Origin of the sequence: Azospirillum himalayense, from assembly GCF_042657465.1 — a bacterium.
GTDB classification, from domain to species: Bacteria; Pseudomonadota; Alphaproteobacteria; order Azospirillales; family Azospirillaceae; genus Azospirillum; species Azospirillum himalayense.
Map to the genome: position 1 here is coordinate 15,436 of NZ_JBHSLC010000042.1, position 14,679 is coordinate 30,114.

At 71.7% G+C, this 14,679-nt stretch carries 13 protein-coding genes and 1 pseudogene; 3 read left to right on the forward strand and 11 right to left on the reverse strand.

Annotation, left to right across the window (positions count from 1 at the left end; all coding sequences use genetic code 11):
• Positions 1-39: 39 nt before the first annotated feature.
• The 7 genes from ACFPMG_RS19980 to ACFPMG_RS20010 all read right to left on the reverse strand — a co-directional run bounded on the left by ACFPMG_RS19980 (position 40) and on the right by ACFPMG_RS20010 (position 8,525).
• Positions 40-840 carry a response regulator gene (locus tag ACFPMG_RS19980; RefSeq protein WP_376996864.1) on the reverse strand — a complete coding sequence of 267 codons (801 nt, stop codon included), beginning with the start codon at positions 838-840 and terminating at the stop codon, positions 40-42.
• A complete protein-coding gene (locus ACFPMG_RS19985; protein WP_376996866.1) occupies positions 837-1,937 on the reverse strand; it encodes a chemotaxis protein CheB in 1,101 nt (366 codons plus the stop codon). Before ACFPMG_RS19985 ends, ACFPMG_RS19980 begins: the two co-directional genes overlap by 4 nt.
• Positions 1,934-4,186 carry a hybrid sensor histidine kinase/response regulator gene (locus ACFPMG_RS19990; protein ID WP_376996868.1) on the reverse strand — a complete coding sequence of 751 codons (2,253 nt, stop codon included), beginning with the start codon at positions 4,184-4,186 and terminating at the stop codon, positions 1,934-1,936. Before ACFPMG_RS19990 ends, ACFPMG_RS19985 begins: the two co-directional genes overlap by 4 nt.
• A 61-nt stretch (positions 4,187-4,247) precedes the next feature.
• Entirely contained in the window at positions 4,248-5,924 is a 1,677-nt protein-coding gene (locus ACFPMG_RS19995) for a methyl-accepting chemotaxis protein (RefSeq protein ID WP_376996869.1), read from the reverse strand.
• Positions 5,921-6,544, reverse strand: a complete 624-nt coding sequence (locus tag ACFPMG_RS20000; protein WP_376996871.1) for a chemotaxis protein CheW — start codon at positions 6,542-6,544, stop codon at positions 5,921-5,923. The genes ACFPMG_RS19995 and ACFPMG_RS20000 overlap by 4 nt, the downstream gene beginning before the upstream one ends.
• Positions 6,544-8,010, reverse strand: coding sequence for a CheR family methyltransferase (locus ACFPMG_RS20005; protein WP_376996873.1), 1,467 nt, complete (start codon positions 8,008-8,010; stop codon positions 6,544-6,546). Before ACFPMG_RS20005 ends, ACFPMG_RS20000 begins: the two co-directional genes overlap by 1 nt.
• Entirely contained in the window at positions 8,007-8,525 is a 519-nt protein-coding gene (locus tag ACFPMG_RS20010) for a chemotaxis protein CheW (protein WP_376996875.1), read from the reverse strand. The genes ACFPMG_RS20005 and ACFPMG_RS20010 overlap by 4 nt, the downstream gene beginning before the upstream one ends.
• Before the next feature lie 332 nt (positions 8,526-8,857).
• Here ACFPMG_RS20010 and panD point away from each other — a divergent pair.
• The 3 genes and pseudogenes from panD to ACFPMG_RS20025 form a co-directional block, all read left to right on the forward strand.
• A pseudogene (panD, locus tag ACFPMG_RS20015) lies at positions 8,858-9,256 on the forward strand (aspartate 1-decarboxylase); the annotation flags it as partial.
• 216 nt (positions 9,257-9,472) lie between these two features.
• Positions 9,473-9,715: a hypothetical protein gene (locus tag ACFPMG_RS20020; RefSeq protein WP_376996876.1), complete on the forward strand. Its 243-nt coding sequence runs from the start codon at positions 9,473-9,475 to the stop codon at positions 9,713-9,715.
• Between the two features lie 70 nt (positions 9,716-9,785).
• A complete protein-coding gene (locus tag ACFPMG_RS20025) occupies positions 9,786-10,361 on the forward strand; it encodes a hypothetical protein (protein WP_376996878.1) in 576 nt (191 codons plus the stop codon).
• Here the strand turns inward: ACFPMG_RS20025 and ACFPMG_RS20030 are convergent.
• The 4 genes from ACFPMG_RS20030 to dacB all read right to left on the reverse strand — a co-directional run bounded on the left by ACFPMG_RS20030 (position 10,316) and on the right by dacB (position 14,503).
• Entirely contained in the window at positions 10,316-11,350 is a 1,035-nt protein-coding gene (locus ACFPMG_RS20030; protein WP_376996880.1) for an endonuclease/exonuclease/phosphatase family protein, read from the reverse strand. The genes ACFPMG_RS20025 and ACFPMG_RS20030 overlap by 46 nt on opposite strands.
• On the reverse strand, positions 11,347-12,168 hold the full coding sequence (locus ACFPMG_RS20035; protein WP_376996882.1) for a class I SAM-dependent methyltransferase: 822 nt from the start codon (positions 12,166-12,168) through the stop codon (positions 11,347-11,349). The genes ACFPMG_RS20030 and ACFPMG_RS20035 overlap by 4 nt, the downstream gene beginning before the upstream one ends.
• A gap of 5 nt (positions 12,169-12,173) precedes the next feature.
• The gene (locus tag ACFPMG_RS20040; protein WP_014197940.1) at positions 12,174-12,806 is read right to left on the reverse strand and encodes a chemotaxis protein; all 633 of its coding nucleotides are present in this window, start codon (positions 12,804-12,806) and stop codon (positions 12,174-12,176) included.
• Between the two features lie 230 nt (positions 12,807-13,036).
• The gene (dacB, locus tag ACFPMG_RS20045; protein WP_376996884.1) at positions 13,037-14,503 is read right to left on the reverse strand and encodes a D-alanyl-D-alanine carboxypeptidase/D-alanyl-D-alanine endopeptidase; all 1,467 of its coding nucleotides are present in this window, start codon (positions 14,501-14,503) and stop codon (positions 13,037-13,039) included.
• Between the last annotated feature and the right edge of the window lie 176 nt (positions 14,504-14,679).

The window sequence follows — 14,679 nt, forward strand, 5'->3', positions numbered from 1 at the left end:
GCACTGGGGATGAAAGCGCCTGAAAGCCCTATACGCCATCTATGCGGAAGGCATTGGGGGCGACAGGCGGGCAAGATGGTCCTCCACCATGTATTTCCGGCGGAGCAGGGCCATCAGACGGATCTTCAGGATGTCCATCGGCTGCGACTTGCCGACGAAGTCGTCGGCGCCGGCGGTCAGGCTGGCGGTCAGCCGGTCGTCGCCCTCCTGGCTGGTCAGGATGACGATCTGGAAGAACAGGCCGCGCCGCCGGCGGAAGCGGTCGAACCGCTCGCACAGCTGGGTGCCGCTGGTGCCCGGCATAACGAGGTCGAGGATCACGCAGTCCAGCCCGCCGTCCTCCAGCGCCGCCACCGCCTCGTCGGCGTTGCGCGCGGCGACGACGTGGCAGCCGTCCTCCTCCAGCTCGGCGCGCAGGAATTCGCGGTAGGTCGCGCTGTCGTCCACCACCAGGATGCGCGCCCGCCGCAGGATGTCGGACACCGTCGGCGGCGCGTTGCGCCGGTCGAGCAGCGCCATCGCCTGCTGCACCACGCCCTGGGAATCGGCAGGGTCCACCCGCTGCACATCGGCGGGAACGCCGGACTCCGCCGCCCGTTCCGCCGAACCCAGCAGCATGGCGGGGGCCGGGCAGCGCCGCCGCAGCTCCGTCAGGGTGCGGGCGGCCTCGCCGTCGGCCTCCACCATCAGCAGGTCGAAGGGACGGCGCGCCAGCTCTGCGACGGCGGGTTCCACCGTTTCGACGCAGCTCGCCTCGATGCCCTGCTCCTCCAGCATCAGCTTCAGGAGAAGTCCCTGTGTCTGCGAAGCGATGACGATCAGCGCCCTGGGTCCACTCATGAGGGCTCCACTCCCGTCGAAACCAGTTCCAGCAAACGGGCCGCCACCTTGTCGATGGGCAGCTCCTCGGTAACGCCTCCCAGCCGGACCGCGGTCCCCGGCATGCTGTGGATGACCGCGGTGGAGGCGTGCTCCGCAATGGTGTAGGCGCCCGCCCGGCGCATGTCGGTGAGGCCACGCGCCCCGTCCTCCCCCATGCCGGTCAGCAGCACGCCAATGGCGGCGGCGCCGAAAGCCGACGCCAGGGAGGAGAACAGCACATCCCCGGACGGCCTCTGGCCGCAGACCGGATCGCCGTGGATCAGCCGCATCCCGCCGGGCTCGGCGGTCAGATGAAGCTCGCCGGGGGCGACGTAGACGTGGCCGGGCCGGTGCGGCGCGTCGGAGGCCAGCGCCACCGGCAGCGGCGTGACCGACCCCAGCCAAGAGGCGAAGCCGGCCACGAAGGGGGCGCCGATGTGCTGCACGACGAAGACGGGCAGGGGGAAGTTGGTCGGCAGCCCGCGCAGCAGCTTCACCAGCGCCGCCGGCCCGCCCGTCGAGGCGGTGATCCCCAGCGCGCGGAACTGCCGCTTCACCACGGACGGCGGCAGGGGCGGCGGCATCGGAACGCTGGCACCCCTGCGGCGGCTGTTGGTGCCGACGGGCTCCTCGTCGCCGTTGCGCGGGCGCCCGCGCTGCCGGATCACCTTGACCTGGCTCATGATGGTGAGTTGGGTGCAGAGATGCCGGGCGACGGTCTGGTAGTCGGCGCGGGCCATGCTGCCCGGCTTTTCCACCACGGCCAGGGCCCCGGCCTGGAGCGCCCGCATCGGGATGTCCAGGTCGCGCACGTCGGAGGCGACGACGACGATGGGCACGGGATGCTCGCGCATCAGCCGCTCGGTCACGGCGAAGCCGTCGATCCCCGGCAGGCGGATGTCCAGCGACACCACGTCCGGCTTCAGCGAGACGACCATGCGCAGCGCCTGTTCGCCCGACGCGGCGATGCCGGCCAGTTCCAGCCGCGGGTCCTCGCCGATGACGTGGGCGAGGAGCTGCTGGACGACCGGCGAGTCCTCGACCACCAGGACGCGGATCTTGCGGGCGCCGGTCACAGCAGCCGCCGGATGCCGGCCAGAAGCTCGTTCTGGTCGAAGCGGGTCTTGACGATGTAGGCGTCGGCGCCGAGGTCCAGCCCGCGCTCGCGGTCCTCGTCGCTGGCGCGCGAGGTGACCAGGATCACCGGCAGGTCGGAGGTCATGGGGTTGCCCTTGACGGCCTGGAGCAGGGCGAACCCGTCCATCCTCGGCATCTCCACGTCGCTGATGATCAGGTTCACATCCTCCAGCTCGCCGAGCGTTTCGACCGCCTCGCGCCCATCCACGCACAGCGTGACCCGGTAACCATGGGCCTCCAGGATGCTCTTTTCCAGGGTTCGCGTGGTGATGGAGTCGTCCACAACCAAAATGTGCGGCCGCCGCCGCTCCGATTCGTCGACCGGACGGACCAGCGGCGGCAGGGCCATGCCGGGGCGCGGCGACAGGGCGGCGGGATTCAGCACCAGGGCCGGCGACCCGTCGTCCATCAGCACGGTGCCGAGGAAGCGGGCGGCGTCGATTCCCACCTCCTCCGCCGGGGTGACCACCGAGTCGCGGGTGGCCAACAGCGCGTCCACGACCAGCGCGACCCGCCGCCCGGCGGAGCGCAGGACGACGAGCGCGAGCGGCGCCCCGTTGCCGGGCGGCATGGCGCCGTCGTAGCCGAGCAAGGCGGCCAGCGGCGTCACCGGGACGTCCTCCTCCTCCAGCCGGATGGTCGGGGCGGCAAGGTCGGTGAACAGCGTGTCCGCCGGGACGCGCAGCACGCGCGCCACGTCGTTGCTGGGGATCGCCAGGATGTCGTCCTGGACCGCCACGAAGACCAGCCGCTGGCTGAGCAGGCTGAGCGGCACCTCCACCGTGACGACGGTCCCGCCGCCCTCGCGCGCGGCCAGCGTCACCGAGCCCTGGAGCCGGGTCACCTCCCGCCGCACGATGGCGAGGCCCATGCCGCGTCCGGCGTATTCGTTCGCGGTGGGGGCGGTGGAGAAGCCCGGCTCGAAGATCAGGTCGAGCAGCCGTTCCTCGGGCGCCGTCTCCGCCGCGTCGGCGCCCAGCAGGCCGCGCTCGACGGCGTGGCGGGCGATGGCCTCGCGGTTCGGGCCGCGCCCGTCGTCCTCGACGCGCAGGACGAGACGGCGCCCGACCACCGAAGCTTCGAAGCGGACGGTCGCCGCCGCGCGCTTGCCCGCCGCCACCCGTTCCTGAGGGGTTTCGACGCCATGGCTGACGGCGTTGCGCGCGATGTGCAGCACCGGGTCCTTCAGCCGTTGCAGGACCACCCGGTCGGCCTGGGTCTCCAGCCCGCGGATGTCCGCCTCGACCTCCTTGCCCTGGGCGCGGCTGATGTCGCGGATCATGCGGCCGAGGTTGCTGAACTGCGACTCCGCCGGCAGCATGCGCAGCTGCCGCACCTCGTCCTGGAAGCCGCTGCCCCAGCGGCGCAGCGACCAGAGATGGCGGTCATGGGCGCGGTGCGCCGCGTCCAGCGAGGCGCCGAGCGCGCGGAAGCGCCGCTCGAAGGAGGACAGGCGCAGGGCCGTCTCGTCGCCCGCGAAACTGGTCGTGCCGACCCCAGAGACATCGTGGGAGCCGCGGAACAGGCGGGGCCGCATGGCGTGCCAGCTCCGTTCCAGGGCGCGCCATTCGCCGCGCAGCTCGCGCAGCTCGGCGACCAGGGCGGACTGGTTCTCGATCTCCGGCAGAAGGCCGGCGGCGGCGGTGAACAGCCGCTCCAGGCCGGCGCTGCGAATGCGGACCAGGGCCGCGCCTTCCGCGGGGCCGGCGGCGTGGGCGCGGCGCGGCGCGGCGGCCGGAGGCGTGACCGTGGCGGTTCCCGCCTCCGCTGCGGCGGGGCGGCGCTGGACCGGTTCCGGGCCGCCGCCTTCACCGCCCATGCGGGTCAGCTCGGCCAGCACCTCGGCGATGTCCACCTCGCTGCCGCAGCGGGTCGCCCAGGCGACCACGTCCTCGATGGCGTCCAGCGCGCGGCGCACCACGTCGCGGGCGGCCGCGTCGAAGGGCACGGTGCCGCGCTGGATGGCGATGAAGGCGGCCTCCAGCCAGTGGGACAGCCGCTCGACCTCCGGCAGGTCGACGGCGCGGGCGGCCCCCTTCAGGCTGTGGGCGCGGCGGTGGATCTCCACCAGATCGGGATGGTGCGCCGGGTCCTTCTCCACCGCGCGCAGAGCCTCGCGGATCGCCGCGAGGTGCTCCTTGTGCTCCAGATCGAAGGCGGCGAGCAGGCGCGTGCGGATGTCGTTCATGCCGCCCGCGCCTTTCGACCGCCCTTATCCTTGCCCTCGCCGCCGCGTGCCGTCGCCATGGTCACACGCGGTAGTTCCGCACGGCCTCGACCAGACCCTGGCCGAGATCGTTGAGGTTGGTGGCGGCCCCTTCGAGCTGGCGGGTGCCGGCGGCGGTCTGGCTGCTCGCCTCGCGGATGTTCTGGAGCGCCTGGATCACCTGCTCCAGGCCGATCTGCTGCTGGTTGGTCCCGGCGACGATCTGCTGGAAGGCGAGCACGCTCTCCTGCACGCTCTCGGCGAGGTCGCGGATGGTCGACTGGGTGGCGTCGGTCTGGCGCTTGCCGGCGCCGACGCGCTTCACCGCCTCCTCCGTCAGCATGACCGAGGCGTTGATGCCGTGCTGGATCTCGCTGAGGTTGGAACGGACCTGGGCGGTGGCCTCCTTCGACTGGTCGGCGAGGCTCTTGATCTCGCTCGCCACCACGGCGAAGGTCCGGCCGTGCTCACCGGCGGCGGCGGCCTCGATGGCGGCGTTCAGGGCCAGCAGGTGGCAGCGCTCGGCGATGTCGTTGACGGTCAGGATGATCTCGCCGATCGCCTGGGTGCGCTCCGACAGGATGACGATGTTCTCGGCGACGGCCTCCGCCTGCTCGCGGATGGCGTCCATCGCCTGGTTGGTGTCCTCCACCGCCTTGAGGCCGGTCTCGGAGTTGGACGCGGCGACCTGGGCGTTCTGCGCCACGTCCTGGGCGCGGCGGTTGATCTGCGCGCCGGATTCGGTGATCTCGCTGAGCGTCGCGGTCGTCTCCTCCACGGCGGCGAGCTGCTGGGCGACGCTGGCCGCCTGCTGCTGGGTCGAGGCGCGGATCTGCGCGGTCGCGGCGTGCATGCTCTCCGCGGTGGCGCGGGTGGTCTTGGCCATGCTGCGCAGGTTGCCGGTCATCTCGTTGAGGTGGGTGCCCAGTTCGGCCAGCTCGTCGTCGCCGGGCACGACCACCGTCCTGGTCAGGTCGCCCTTGCCCACCTGGGTGACGTAGCCGATGGCGGTGCCGAGCCGCTGGGTGATCGAGCGGCCGATCAGGATGGCGATGGCGACGGCCAGGGCCACCACGATGATCAGCGCCAGGATCGAGGAGCGCACAGCGTCGTCGTAGAGCGAGCGGATGTTCTGGCGGCCGGCCTCCGATAGGCGGCTGATGTCGCTGTGCAGGCTGGCGAGCTGGTCCGCCATGGCCACCCGCATCTCCTCCACACGGGTCAGACGCGCCAGAGCCTCCGGCTCGGTCCCGGCGGCCACCCGCTCCATCAGCGTGTTGGCCTCCTCAAGCATGCGACGCGAATGCTGGTCGAAGCTGTTGATCTGGGCGACCAGCTCGCCCCAGATGCGGCGGCGGTCCTCGGTGGTGCCGTCCTCGGCCCGCTCGCCGGCGATCCGCTTGAGCTTGTTGATCTGGTCGAACATCACCACCGAACCGTCGCGGTAGCGCTGGCGCAGCTGCGTGATGTCGGGAACCGTGCCCTGGATCTGGGCCAATGCCGCGGCGTGGGTCGCCGCCTCGCGGAGGCTGCGCAGGTTGCTTTCGGTCACCTCGATCTCGCGCACCGCCTCCGACACCTGGATGTCGTAGGTGGCGATGCCCATCATGACCTTCATGCCATCCGCGAACCGCATCATCTGGAACGCCGCCAGCAGCCCGGTCAGCAGGCAGACGACCCCGAAGCTGAGCATCAGCTTGTGCTTGACCTTCAGTTTCATTCTTCTTTCATGCTCCTCAGCGTCTCCAGGATCGCCGGCACATCCAGCACGGCGACGCGGCCCCGGGTGATGGCGGTGACAAAGGGGCCGGCTTCCGGCGGCGCCTTCAGGCTGCTTTCCAGCTCCGTCACCGTGTCCACGGTGCGCAGGCGCAGCGCCACCGGCCGCTCCCCGCCGCGCAGCACGACGGCGAAGCCGCCGCCCGCGGGAACGGCGTTGCGCCCGCACAGCCGGTCCACGTCGAACAGGCGCATCACCCGCCCGTCGATGGCGATCAGCCCCAGCAGCTCCGGCGGCGCGTGGGGCACGCGGGCCACCCGCGGCAGCGGAACGATGCGGGACAGGTGACGCAGGTCCAGCCCGTACGACCCGTCGGCGCCGCGCCCGACCAGCAGGGCGATCGGCGCCTCGGCCTCCGCCGCGGCATTGGCCTCGTCGGCGGAGGGGACGAGCGCCAGATCCTCGGCGCGGCGGCGCAGCAGCGCGTCGGCCCAGGCGCCGCCCGGCGCCGCGGCCTCCGCCGTCTCCCGGCCCTGGCGGGCCAGGCGCGCGCGGACGGCGTCCCAGTCGATGGCGTCTTTCACATCGGCCGCCTCTCCGGCTCCGGTCCGGTCGTCCATCACGGCTCCTCACCCGAGAACCAGAGGTCGATCATGCTGCGCAGCTCGGCCACGGTCAGGCCGCCGCCCTCGGCCACCAACTCCGTCGCGTCGTGGGCGGCGACGGTGGCGCGGGCGTTGCGGAAGTGGCGCTGCGCCGGAGCCAGCTTGCCGCGCCGCCAGTAGGCCAGCGCCAAGTGGTAGTCGGCCAGCGCGAAGTCGGAATCCAGATACAGCGCCCGCTTGAAGGCGGCGATCGGGTCGCCGACGCCCAGCTCCTCCTCCAGCAGTCCCAGCCGGAAATGCACCACGGGGTCGAGGCGGTTGCGCTCGGCCAGGGCGATGCAGGCGTCCAGCGCCGCCGCCCGGTCGCCGTCGGCCACGGCGGCGCTGCCGGCCGGGGACGCCGCCGGCGGCTGCGGGCTGGGCAGGGGGGCAGGGGCCGGCTTCGCCGCGGTGGCGCGCAGCCGCGCCACGGGGTCCGTCGCCGTGCTCCGCTTCTTCGCGGGCTTCGGCTCCCCGGACTTCAGCTCGGCAGGGGGCTTCGGCTCGGCGGTGGGCGGCGGTTCGGTAGGGGTGGGGGGTATGAAGGCGGGCTGCGCCGCCATGGGAGCCGCCGCGGGGGCGCAGCCGGGGCGCGGCTTGCGGTAGATGGTGGCGCCCGGAACCGGCACGGGGGTGAACAGGCTGTTGACCTGCTGTCCCGTCTCCGCATGGCCGACCACCAGCCAGCCGTTGGGCACCAGCACCTCGTGCAGGTTGTCCAGCAGGCGGGTGCGCGTCGGCTCGTCGAAATAGATCATGACGTTGCGGCACAGCACGACGTCCAGCGCGCCCAGGCCCCGCGGGTAGTTGGGCAGCGGCCCGTCCACGAGGTTGAAGACCGAGAAGCTCGTCCATTCGCGGAAGCGCGGCTTGACCGCCCACAGGTCGCCCTGCCGGTCGAAGCATTCCGCCAGGACCGCCGGGTCGAGCCCGCGCACCGCCCAGTTTCCGTAGACGCCGCGCCGCGCCGTTTCGATGAAGCTGGCGTTCAGGTCGGTGCCGACGATGCTGACCTGCCAGTCGCGCAGCTGGTCGGCGAAATGCCGCTTCAGCAGGATTTCCAGAGTGTAGGCCTCCGGCCCGATCGAGCAGCCGGCGCTCCAGATGCGCAGCAGGCGGCTTTCCCGGTTGCGGCGCAGGCATTCCGGGATGGCGACGGCACACAGCGCCTCGAACTGCTCGGCGTAGCGGAAGAAGAAGGTTTCGCCGACCGTCAGCTCGTTGATGAGCGCCTGATACTCCGGCCCGGTCGGCCCCTCCCCGGCGAGCTGCGCCAGATAGGCGGCGAGGCCGAGGGTCGGCTTGTCCGACAGGCGGCGGTTGATGCGCTCCGCCAGGGCGGCGTCCTTGTCGGCGTAGTAGGCGAGCCCGGTCGCCCCGATGACGGCGGCCTTGATCCGGGGAAAGACGGGATCGCGCAGGATGGCGTCGATGCGGTTCATCGGGCCTCCTCGCCGGTCTCGGAATCGGGGGCGCCGAGGCGGGCCAGACGCTCGTCGGCCATGGCCTGGAAGGCGGCGAGCAGCCGGCCCTCCGCCTCGGTCAGCAGGCGGGACGGGTCGATCACGGTGGCCGTTCCACAATCATGGGGGCCGCCGTGGGGGCCGCGGTGGGGGATGGTCGCCACGGCGCAGCCGTTGAAGGTCAGGCCGGGGTCGGCCGCCGTCCGCTCCGTGTCGGGGATCGGCAGGATGTTGAACACCCGGTCGGCCAGCAGGGCCAGCGGACGGCCGTCCCAATCGGTCAGGAACAGCGGCGCGTACAGCTCCGTCGGCGCGGCGTCGAAACCGAACAGAAGGTCGAGCCGCAGGACCGGAACAGCGCGGCCCTGGTAGCGGAACAGCCCGGCGACCACGGCGGGCGCGGCGGGCAAGCGGTCGAGCCGGGGCAGCGGCAGGAACCGGCGCACGGATTCCGCCGGCAGGGCCAAGGTCCTGCCGGAGACGGAAAAGATCACGTACCGTGTCGCGGATGCCGTCGCAGCCATCGCGGGCGCACACCTTCCTGATTCGGTTGTCGGCCTATGCCGGTTGCCGGGTCCGAGACGCGCAGCCGGACCCTGGATTGTATTATTGGGTGACGCCGGGGGGCTTGAAACCGGCGCAGAACATGCCGCATCGCACCCGGGATGGAAATACCACCAAAGGCAAAAGCCTCAGCCCAAGGTAGCGGTATGACGCCGGTCATACCGTGGGTGCCGGAACGCTTGCTGTTTTCGCAGTTGCGGTTACAAACATCCCCGGCCACCAATCAACCGCTGCCGTCCAGCCGCAGCGACCAGAGGGGATCATGATCAAGGTTGTCCGAGCGAAGCTGCACTGCCTGCGCGTCACCGACGCCAACCTGAACTATCAGGGGTCGATCACCCTCGATCCGGAGCATTGCGAGGCGGTCGGGATCTACCCGCTGGAGTTCGTGGAGATCTGGAACAAGAATTCCGGCGCGCGGATCAGCACCTACGTGATCTATGGCGAGCGCGGCTCGCGCTGCTGCGTGCTCAACGGCTCGGCGGCGCGGAGCTGTCAGCCGGGGGACGAGGTCATCATCGCCGCCTCCTGGTACTGCCAGCCGACCGAACTGGCGACGCTGCGACCGCGGGTGCTGACCTTCAACGCCGACAACAGCATCGACCGCTCGCTGACCTACGACGTGACGGCGCTGGACGGCGGGCGCTTCGATTTCGCGATTCGCGAGGGCGCCTTCCTGGAGCCAGAACCGGCCTGACCCGCCGGCTCCGGCGTCCTGCAAACAAAAGAAGCGGGCCTGAGCGAGTCCACGCGCAAAGCGAGCGGTGCGGCGACTTGCGCGCTTCTTGCGAAGGATGGGCCGTGAGTCCACTTGAACGAGCGGCAATTTTTGCCTACTCTACTTGGGTGGGAGTGCGGACAGCGAGGAGTGTGTGTCATGGGCGTCAGCGGCATAGGGGGCTATCAACAGCAGCCTTTCACGACACCGTTAAGCAGCGGGCCGGCTGCCCTGCAGCAGACACGGGGAACCGATCCGAACCAGCAGGCCCAGAAGGCCGAAGAGGATCGCCGTCAGCAGGTCCAGGCCCAGGACCAGCAGGCGCAGCAGAGCCAGCAGGCCCTGTCGTCGGGCGGCAACACCACCCCGACCCGCGGACAGAACCTCAACATCACGGTCTGATCGCGCGTCGTCCAATCGGGGCCCGCCCGGCCGGTCCGGGGCAGGGCCCGCAGGGGAAAGGCGGCCAGCCATGGACATCCGAAGCGTTTCCGGCATCCAGGCGAACCGGCCGACTCCGGCATCGGCGGTCCCGACGCCGCAATCCGCGGCCGATACCGCGGCACCGACTTTCCAAACCGCGTCCAGCGTTGCGGACCAATCCGCCTCGGCGGCGTCCCCGTCCGATCCCGTGGTGGTGGCCGGCGGCTACATCAGCCCGGTCCTGCGTTACGACCAGGGCGCCCGGCTGGCCGTCATCTATTTCCGCGACCGCTCCTCCGGCGAAACCCAGAACCAGATCCCGGCGCAGCAGGTGGTGGAGGAATACCGCCGCACCGCCAGCCGCCTGGGGGTTCCGACCGATGCGCCGGAAGGCCGCGACTCGGGCAAAGGGGCCGCGGCATCCGGCGGCACCGCCACGCCGGGCAGCGCCGGACGGAGCGCTGCATCGGGATACGGTGCCACCCTGTCGAGCGGCGCCCCGTCCACCGGATCATCGCCCGCGACGGGCGCCGGCCCGGCGGGAACCGCCCCGGCCGCCGTTCCCCGTGCCGCGGGGCCCTACGGTGCCGGTTCGCCGGGCGCCATCGTCTCCGTCACCGTCTGATCCGGCAGCTCGAAGCGGGCGACCAGGGGCGCGTGGTAGCTTTCCGGGGAATGGCTGACCGTGGCGTGGGCCACCAGCTCGTCGCCCAGCGCCTCGTTGTGGATCTCGGCGGAGCGGAACCAGCCCAGCAGGGCGCGCGACACCAGCAGATGGTCGAGCATCACCGCGTCGCCGCCGTGCAGCACGGTGAAGCGCCGTTCCTCCGGGACGGAGCGTTCCAGCGGCACCAGCGACCGCCCGGCGAGATGGCCGTTGCCGGTCTCGTCCAGGTCGGCGCGGATGATGCGGACGGGGGTCTGCTCGATCTCGGCGTTGAGGTCGCCGGCGACCAGGATCAGCGCCTGCGGGTCGGCGTCGAACACGCGCTCCACCGCCAGCCGGGCCTCCAGCGCCTGCCCGGCCCGCTTGATCGAGGCGAGATAGAAGCCCTCCGCCCAGCCGCCGACGCTTTTCCAGGTGGAGGCGTTCTTCTTCTGCCCCGGCACCGGCGCGGCGATGGGTGCCCGCAGATGCAGGTTGAAGACGTGCAGCCGCCGCCCGCCGGGCAGCTCGATCTCGCCATGCAGCACCGGGCGGTCCCAGGTCACGGCGTCGCCGCCGGGCTGGGCCGGGTCGGCGGTGACCATGCGGACCTGCGGGGACGGCACCAGATCGTGCCGGTACTGCCGCGCCGCCAGGATCGGCCAGCGGCTCACCAGCACGAGGTTGTGGCGGTCGGCCAGCTTGGTCCCCTCGCCGCCGGAGGTCCGGTGGAAAGCGGCGTAGGGGCCGCCCTCCAGCAGCCGGTTCAGAGCGCGCAGGGTCCGCGGTTCCCCCTTCGCCGCGCGCTGGCCGTTGACCTCCTGAAGGCACAGGATGTCGGCGTCCAGCCGCTCCAGCTGCGGGCGCAGGACGGCGGCGCGCTCCTCGAAGGAGAGGTCGCCGGTGTCGTCCAGGCTTTCCAGGTTGAAGGTGGCGATGCGGATGCTGCTGCGGGTGCTGCGGCTCATGACCCCTCCCCGGACGCCCGGCCCGCCGCGGCGCGCGGGCGCGCCAGGAACAGGTGGTTGCGGTTGATGCGCCGACGCCGCCGCCGGTGTGCGCTCAGCATCGCCGTGGAGGCGACGAGCGTGGCGTCCAGCCCGGCCTCGGCCATGCGCTGGGGGGTATCCGTACCATAAATCCGGTAGTGATAGGGATGGCCGAAGGCGGCCAGCCGCTTGGCGGGGGTGTCCATCGCCGGGTCCTCCCGCGTCGGCCCCTTGGGATCGTAGGGGAACAGCAGGACGGCGCGGCCCGAGGGCTTGAGCACGCGGGCGATCTCGCGCAACGCGGCCCGGTCGTCGGGGACATGCTCCAGCACGTGGCTGGACAGCACGAGGTCGAATCGGCCGTCCGGAAAGGGCAGGTCAGTCAGGTCGGCCTGCACGTCGGCGGCCGGGTTGAAGCGGTCCAGCGTGACGTAGCGCCGGCCGTGCCGCGCCCGCAGCAGCGGCTCCAGGCAGGGTTCGGGGGCGGTGTGCAGGATGCGCAGCGAGCGGCGCAGCACGTCCGTCCGCTCCGCCAGGAAGCTCCACAGGAAGCGGTGGCGCTCCAGCGACCCGCAGTCCGGGCAGCGGGCGTTGCGCCGCCCGCCCAGTCCGAAGGGGAGGAAGCGCGCCGCCTCCCGCCCGCAGAGCGGGCAGAGCAGGGGGCCGGCGGCGGGGATCAGGCCGTGGGCGTCCTCGTAGCGCGGGCGCTCGTACAGCGACTCCCGCCGGTAGACGGCGGCCTCGTCGAGATTCTGGTCCGCGATGGCGGGCAGCAGGCGGGACAATCCATGGAGCATGGGGATCAGAACAGTTCCACGTCGCCATCGATCCCGGTCTTGCGCAGCCGGTCCATGAAGGAGGTCTCGGACCGCGCGATGTCGCGCACCGTCTCCTCCCCGATCAGGCGGCGCTGGGTGCGGCCCGAGGTGGGATAGAAGCGCACCGCGCGGGCCGTCGAGCCGCCAACGTCCCAGCTCATCGTCGGGATGCCTTCGGCCGCCAGATACTCCATGACGAACTCGACGTTGCGCTGGCCGATGCCGGCGCTACGCGGGGCGCCGTTGACGCTGGCCCCGCCGAAGATCTTGGCGCGCAGCCGGTCGCGCCGCCCCGTCGCCGCCAGCAGCCGGTTGATGAGCTGCTCCATCGCCGCACTGCCGTAGCGGGAGGAGATGGACAGCCGGTCGCCGTTGTGGTCGGGCAGAAGGAAGTGGTTCATCCCGCCGATCGCCGCGACCGGATCGAACAGGCAGGCGGCGATGCAGGAGCCCAGCGTGGTGGTGATGACGACGTTCGGGTCGTCGCTGACCACGCAGCCGCCGACCACGATGTTGACCACCTCCGCACCCAACTGCCGGTCGTGGTAGCGGTTGGCCGCGATGTCCGGTGTGTCGGAACCCTGCTGGAGTCGGCGTGCGCGCGGGGTGATCGGCATCCAGAACCTCGGTGGGACATTCGGTCGCAGTGTACAACCGACCGTCGCCCTTCGCCAAGCGTCACGGTTGCGATTGCCCCCTCTCCCGCCCCGGGAGAGGGAAGAGGCCCGCGCCGCAGGCGTGGGAAGGGTGAGGGTGCCGCCAAGGATCAGCGCCCCGATCCTCGCAGGACCCTCACCCGCCCGCTGTCGCGGGCACCCTCTCCCGGGGCGGGAGAGGGGGAGGACGCTTACAAACCGGCGATCCACAACTCCAGCAGGTCGGCCTGGAGCTTGCGGGCGCGGGCCAGCCAGGCGCGGGCCTCCGGCGGGATCTCGGCGATGCGGCGGTCCATCGTCCGGTCCATGGCGGCGCGCTGCGGCTCGTCGGTGACGAAGAAGGCGAAGCCGAGCGTGCGCCCGTTCGCCGTCGTCAGCGTTCCGGCCAGCGCCTTGGCGTAGGCCAGCGTTCCCGACTTGGCACGCACGCCGGGGGGCAGGACCTTGCCTTCGTCCTCGCCGGGCAGAAGGGCCAGCACCGCCGGGCCGGCGCCCTGGATCAGCGCCATGGTCTGGGCCGGGGTGATGCGCGACCCGGCGCTGAGCCCCGAATGGTTGAGCAGCCGCAGACCCGTCCAGTCGGTGCGCGGGGCCGCCAGCATGGCCGGCGCGGTCAGCACCGCCGCCGACTCCGGCAGCGTCCGCACCGCCGGGTCCAGCCGCCGGGCCGCGGCCAGTCCGATGAGCTCCGCCGACAGGTTGTTGGAGTAGCGCAGGACCTGCCGGGCCAGCACCTCCAGCGGCTCGCTGCGGTGCAGGGCGGCCAGCGTGGCGGTCGGCGGCACCGCGCCGGGGGCCGGGGCGGGCAGGGCGATCCCCGCCTCCGCGGCCAACCGGCGGAACACGTGGGCCGCCGCCAGACCGGGGCGGGTGACCGGAAGCCACAGGCTGGCCGCCATGCCCGGCTGCGGGGCGAATCGCCAGCGCTCGCCCTCCGGTTCGCCATTGGCCGGTTCGCCATCCATGGCGATGAGCGGGGTGAAGGCGGCTCCGGCCCCGGCGCCCAGCTGCACCGTCACGCTGTCCAGCGGCACCCGCCCGGTGTCGGACACCGACCAGGCGCTGACCCGCACCGGCTGGCCGGCGGCGGCGGGGCGCGCCCAGTCGAAGCGGAAGCGGTTGAAGTTGAGCGACAGCGCCCCGACCCCGGTGTTGTAGCCGGCGGTCCAGGGTTGCCCGGCGTCGATCTCCGGCATCTCGGGCAGGGCGGAGGTGTCGTAGAGGAAGCGCCCGGTCACCCGCGTGACGCCCAGCGCGCCAAGGTCGCCCAGCAGCTCCGTCAGCCCCTCGCTGGACAGCGACGGATCGCCGCCACCCTTCAGGATCAGGTCGCCGTCCAGAACGCCGTCTCCCAGCCGCCCCGTGATGTGCAGCGTGGTCTCAAACCGGTGGTCCGGCCCCAGCACCGCCAGGGCGGCGGCCATCGCCGGCAGCTTGGCGACCGAGGCCGGGGCGAAGGGCTTGGCCGGCTGCCGCTCCGCCAGGACGGCGCCGCTGTCCGGATCGAACAGCACGTAGCCGACGTCATCGGCGGAAAAGCCGTTGCGGGCGATCGCCGCCCGGTCGTCCGGACCGGTGGCGGAATAGGGGGACGCGCAGGCCGACACCGCGGTGACGCAGGCCAGCAGGAGCAGGATGGAGAAGGTCGGAAGCCGCATGATGCACAGTCTAGCGCAAAGCCCCCGGCAGCATCCGCGTCAATCCTGGGGTGGACCAGGAATCTTGCTGCGCAGACAGTCCGCTTCCCGTACCATTACAGTCCGGAACGACGCCACGCCTTTGGGAAAGAGCTGCAAAGCCCATGATGTCACGGCGCCGAAGCGTCACGTTCGAA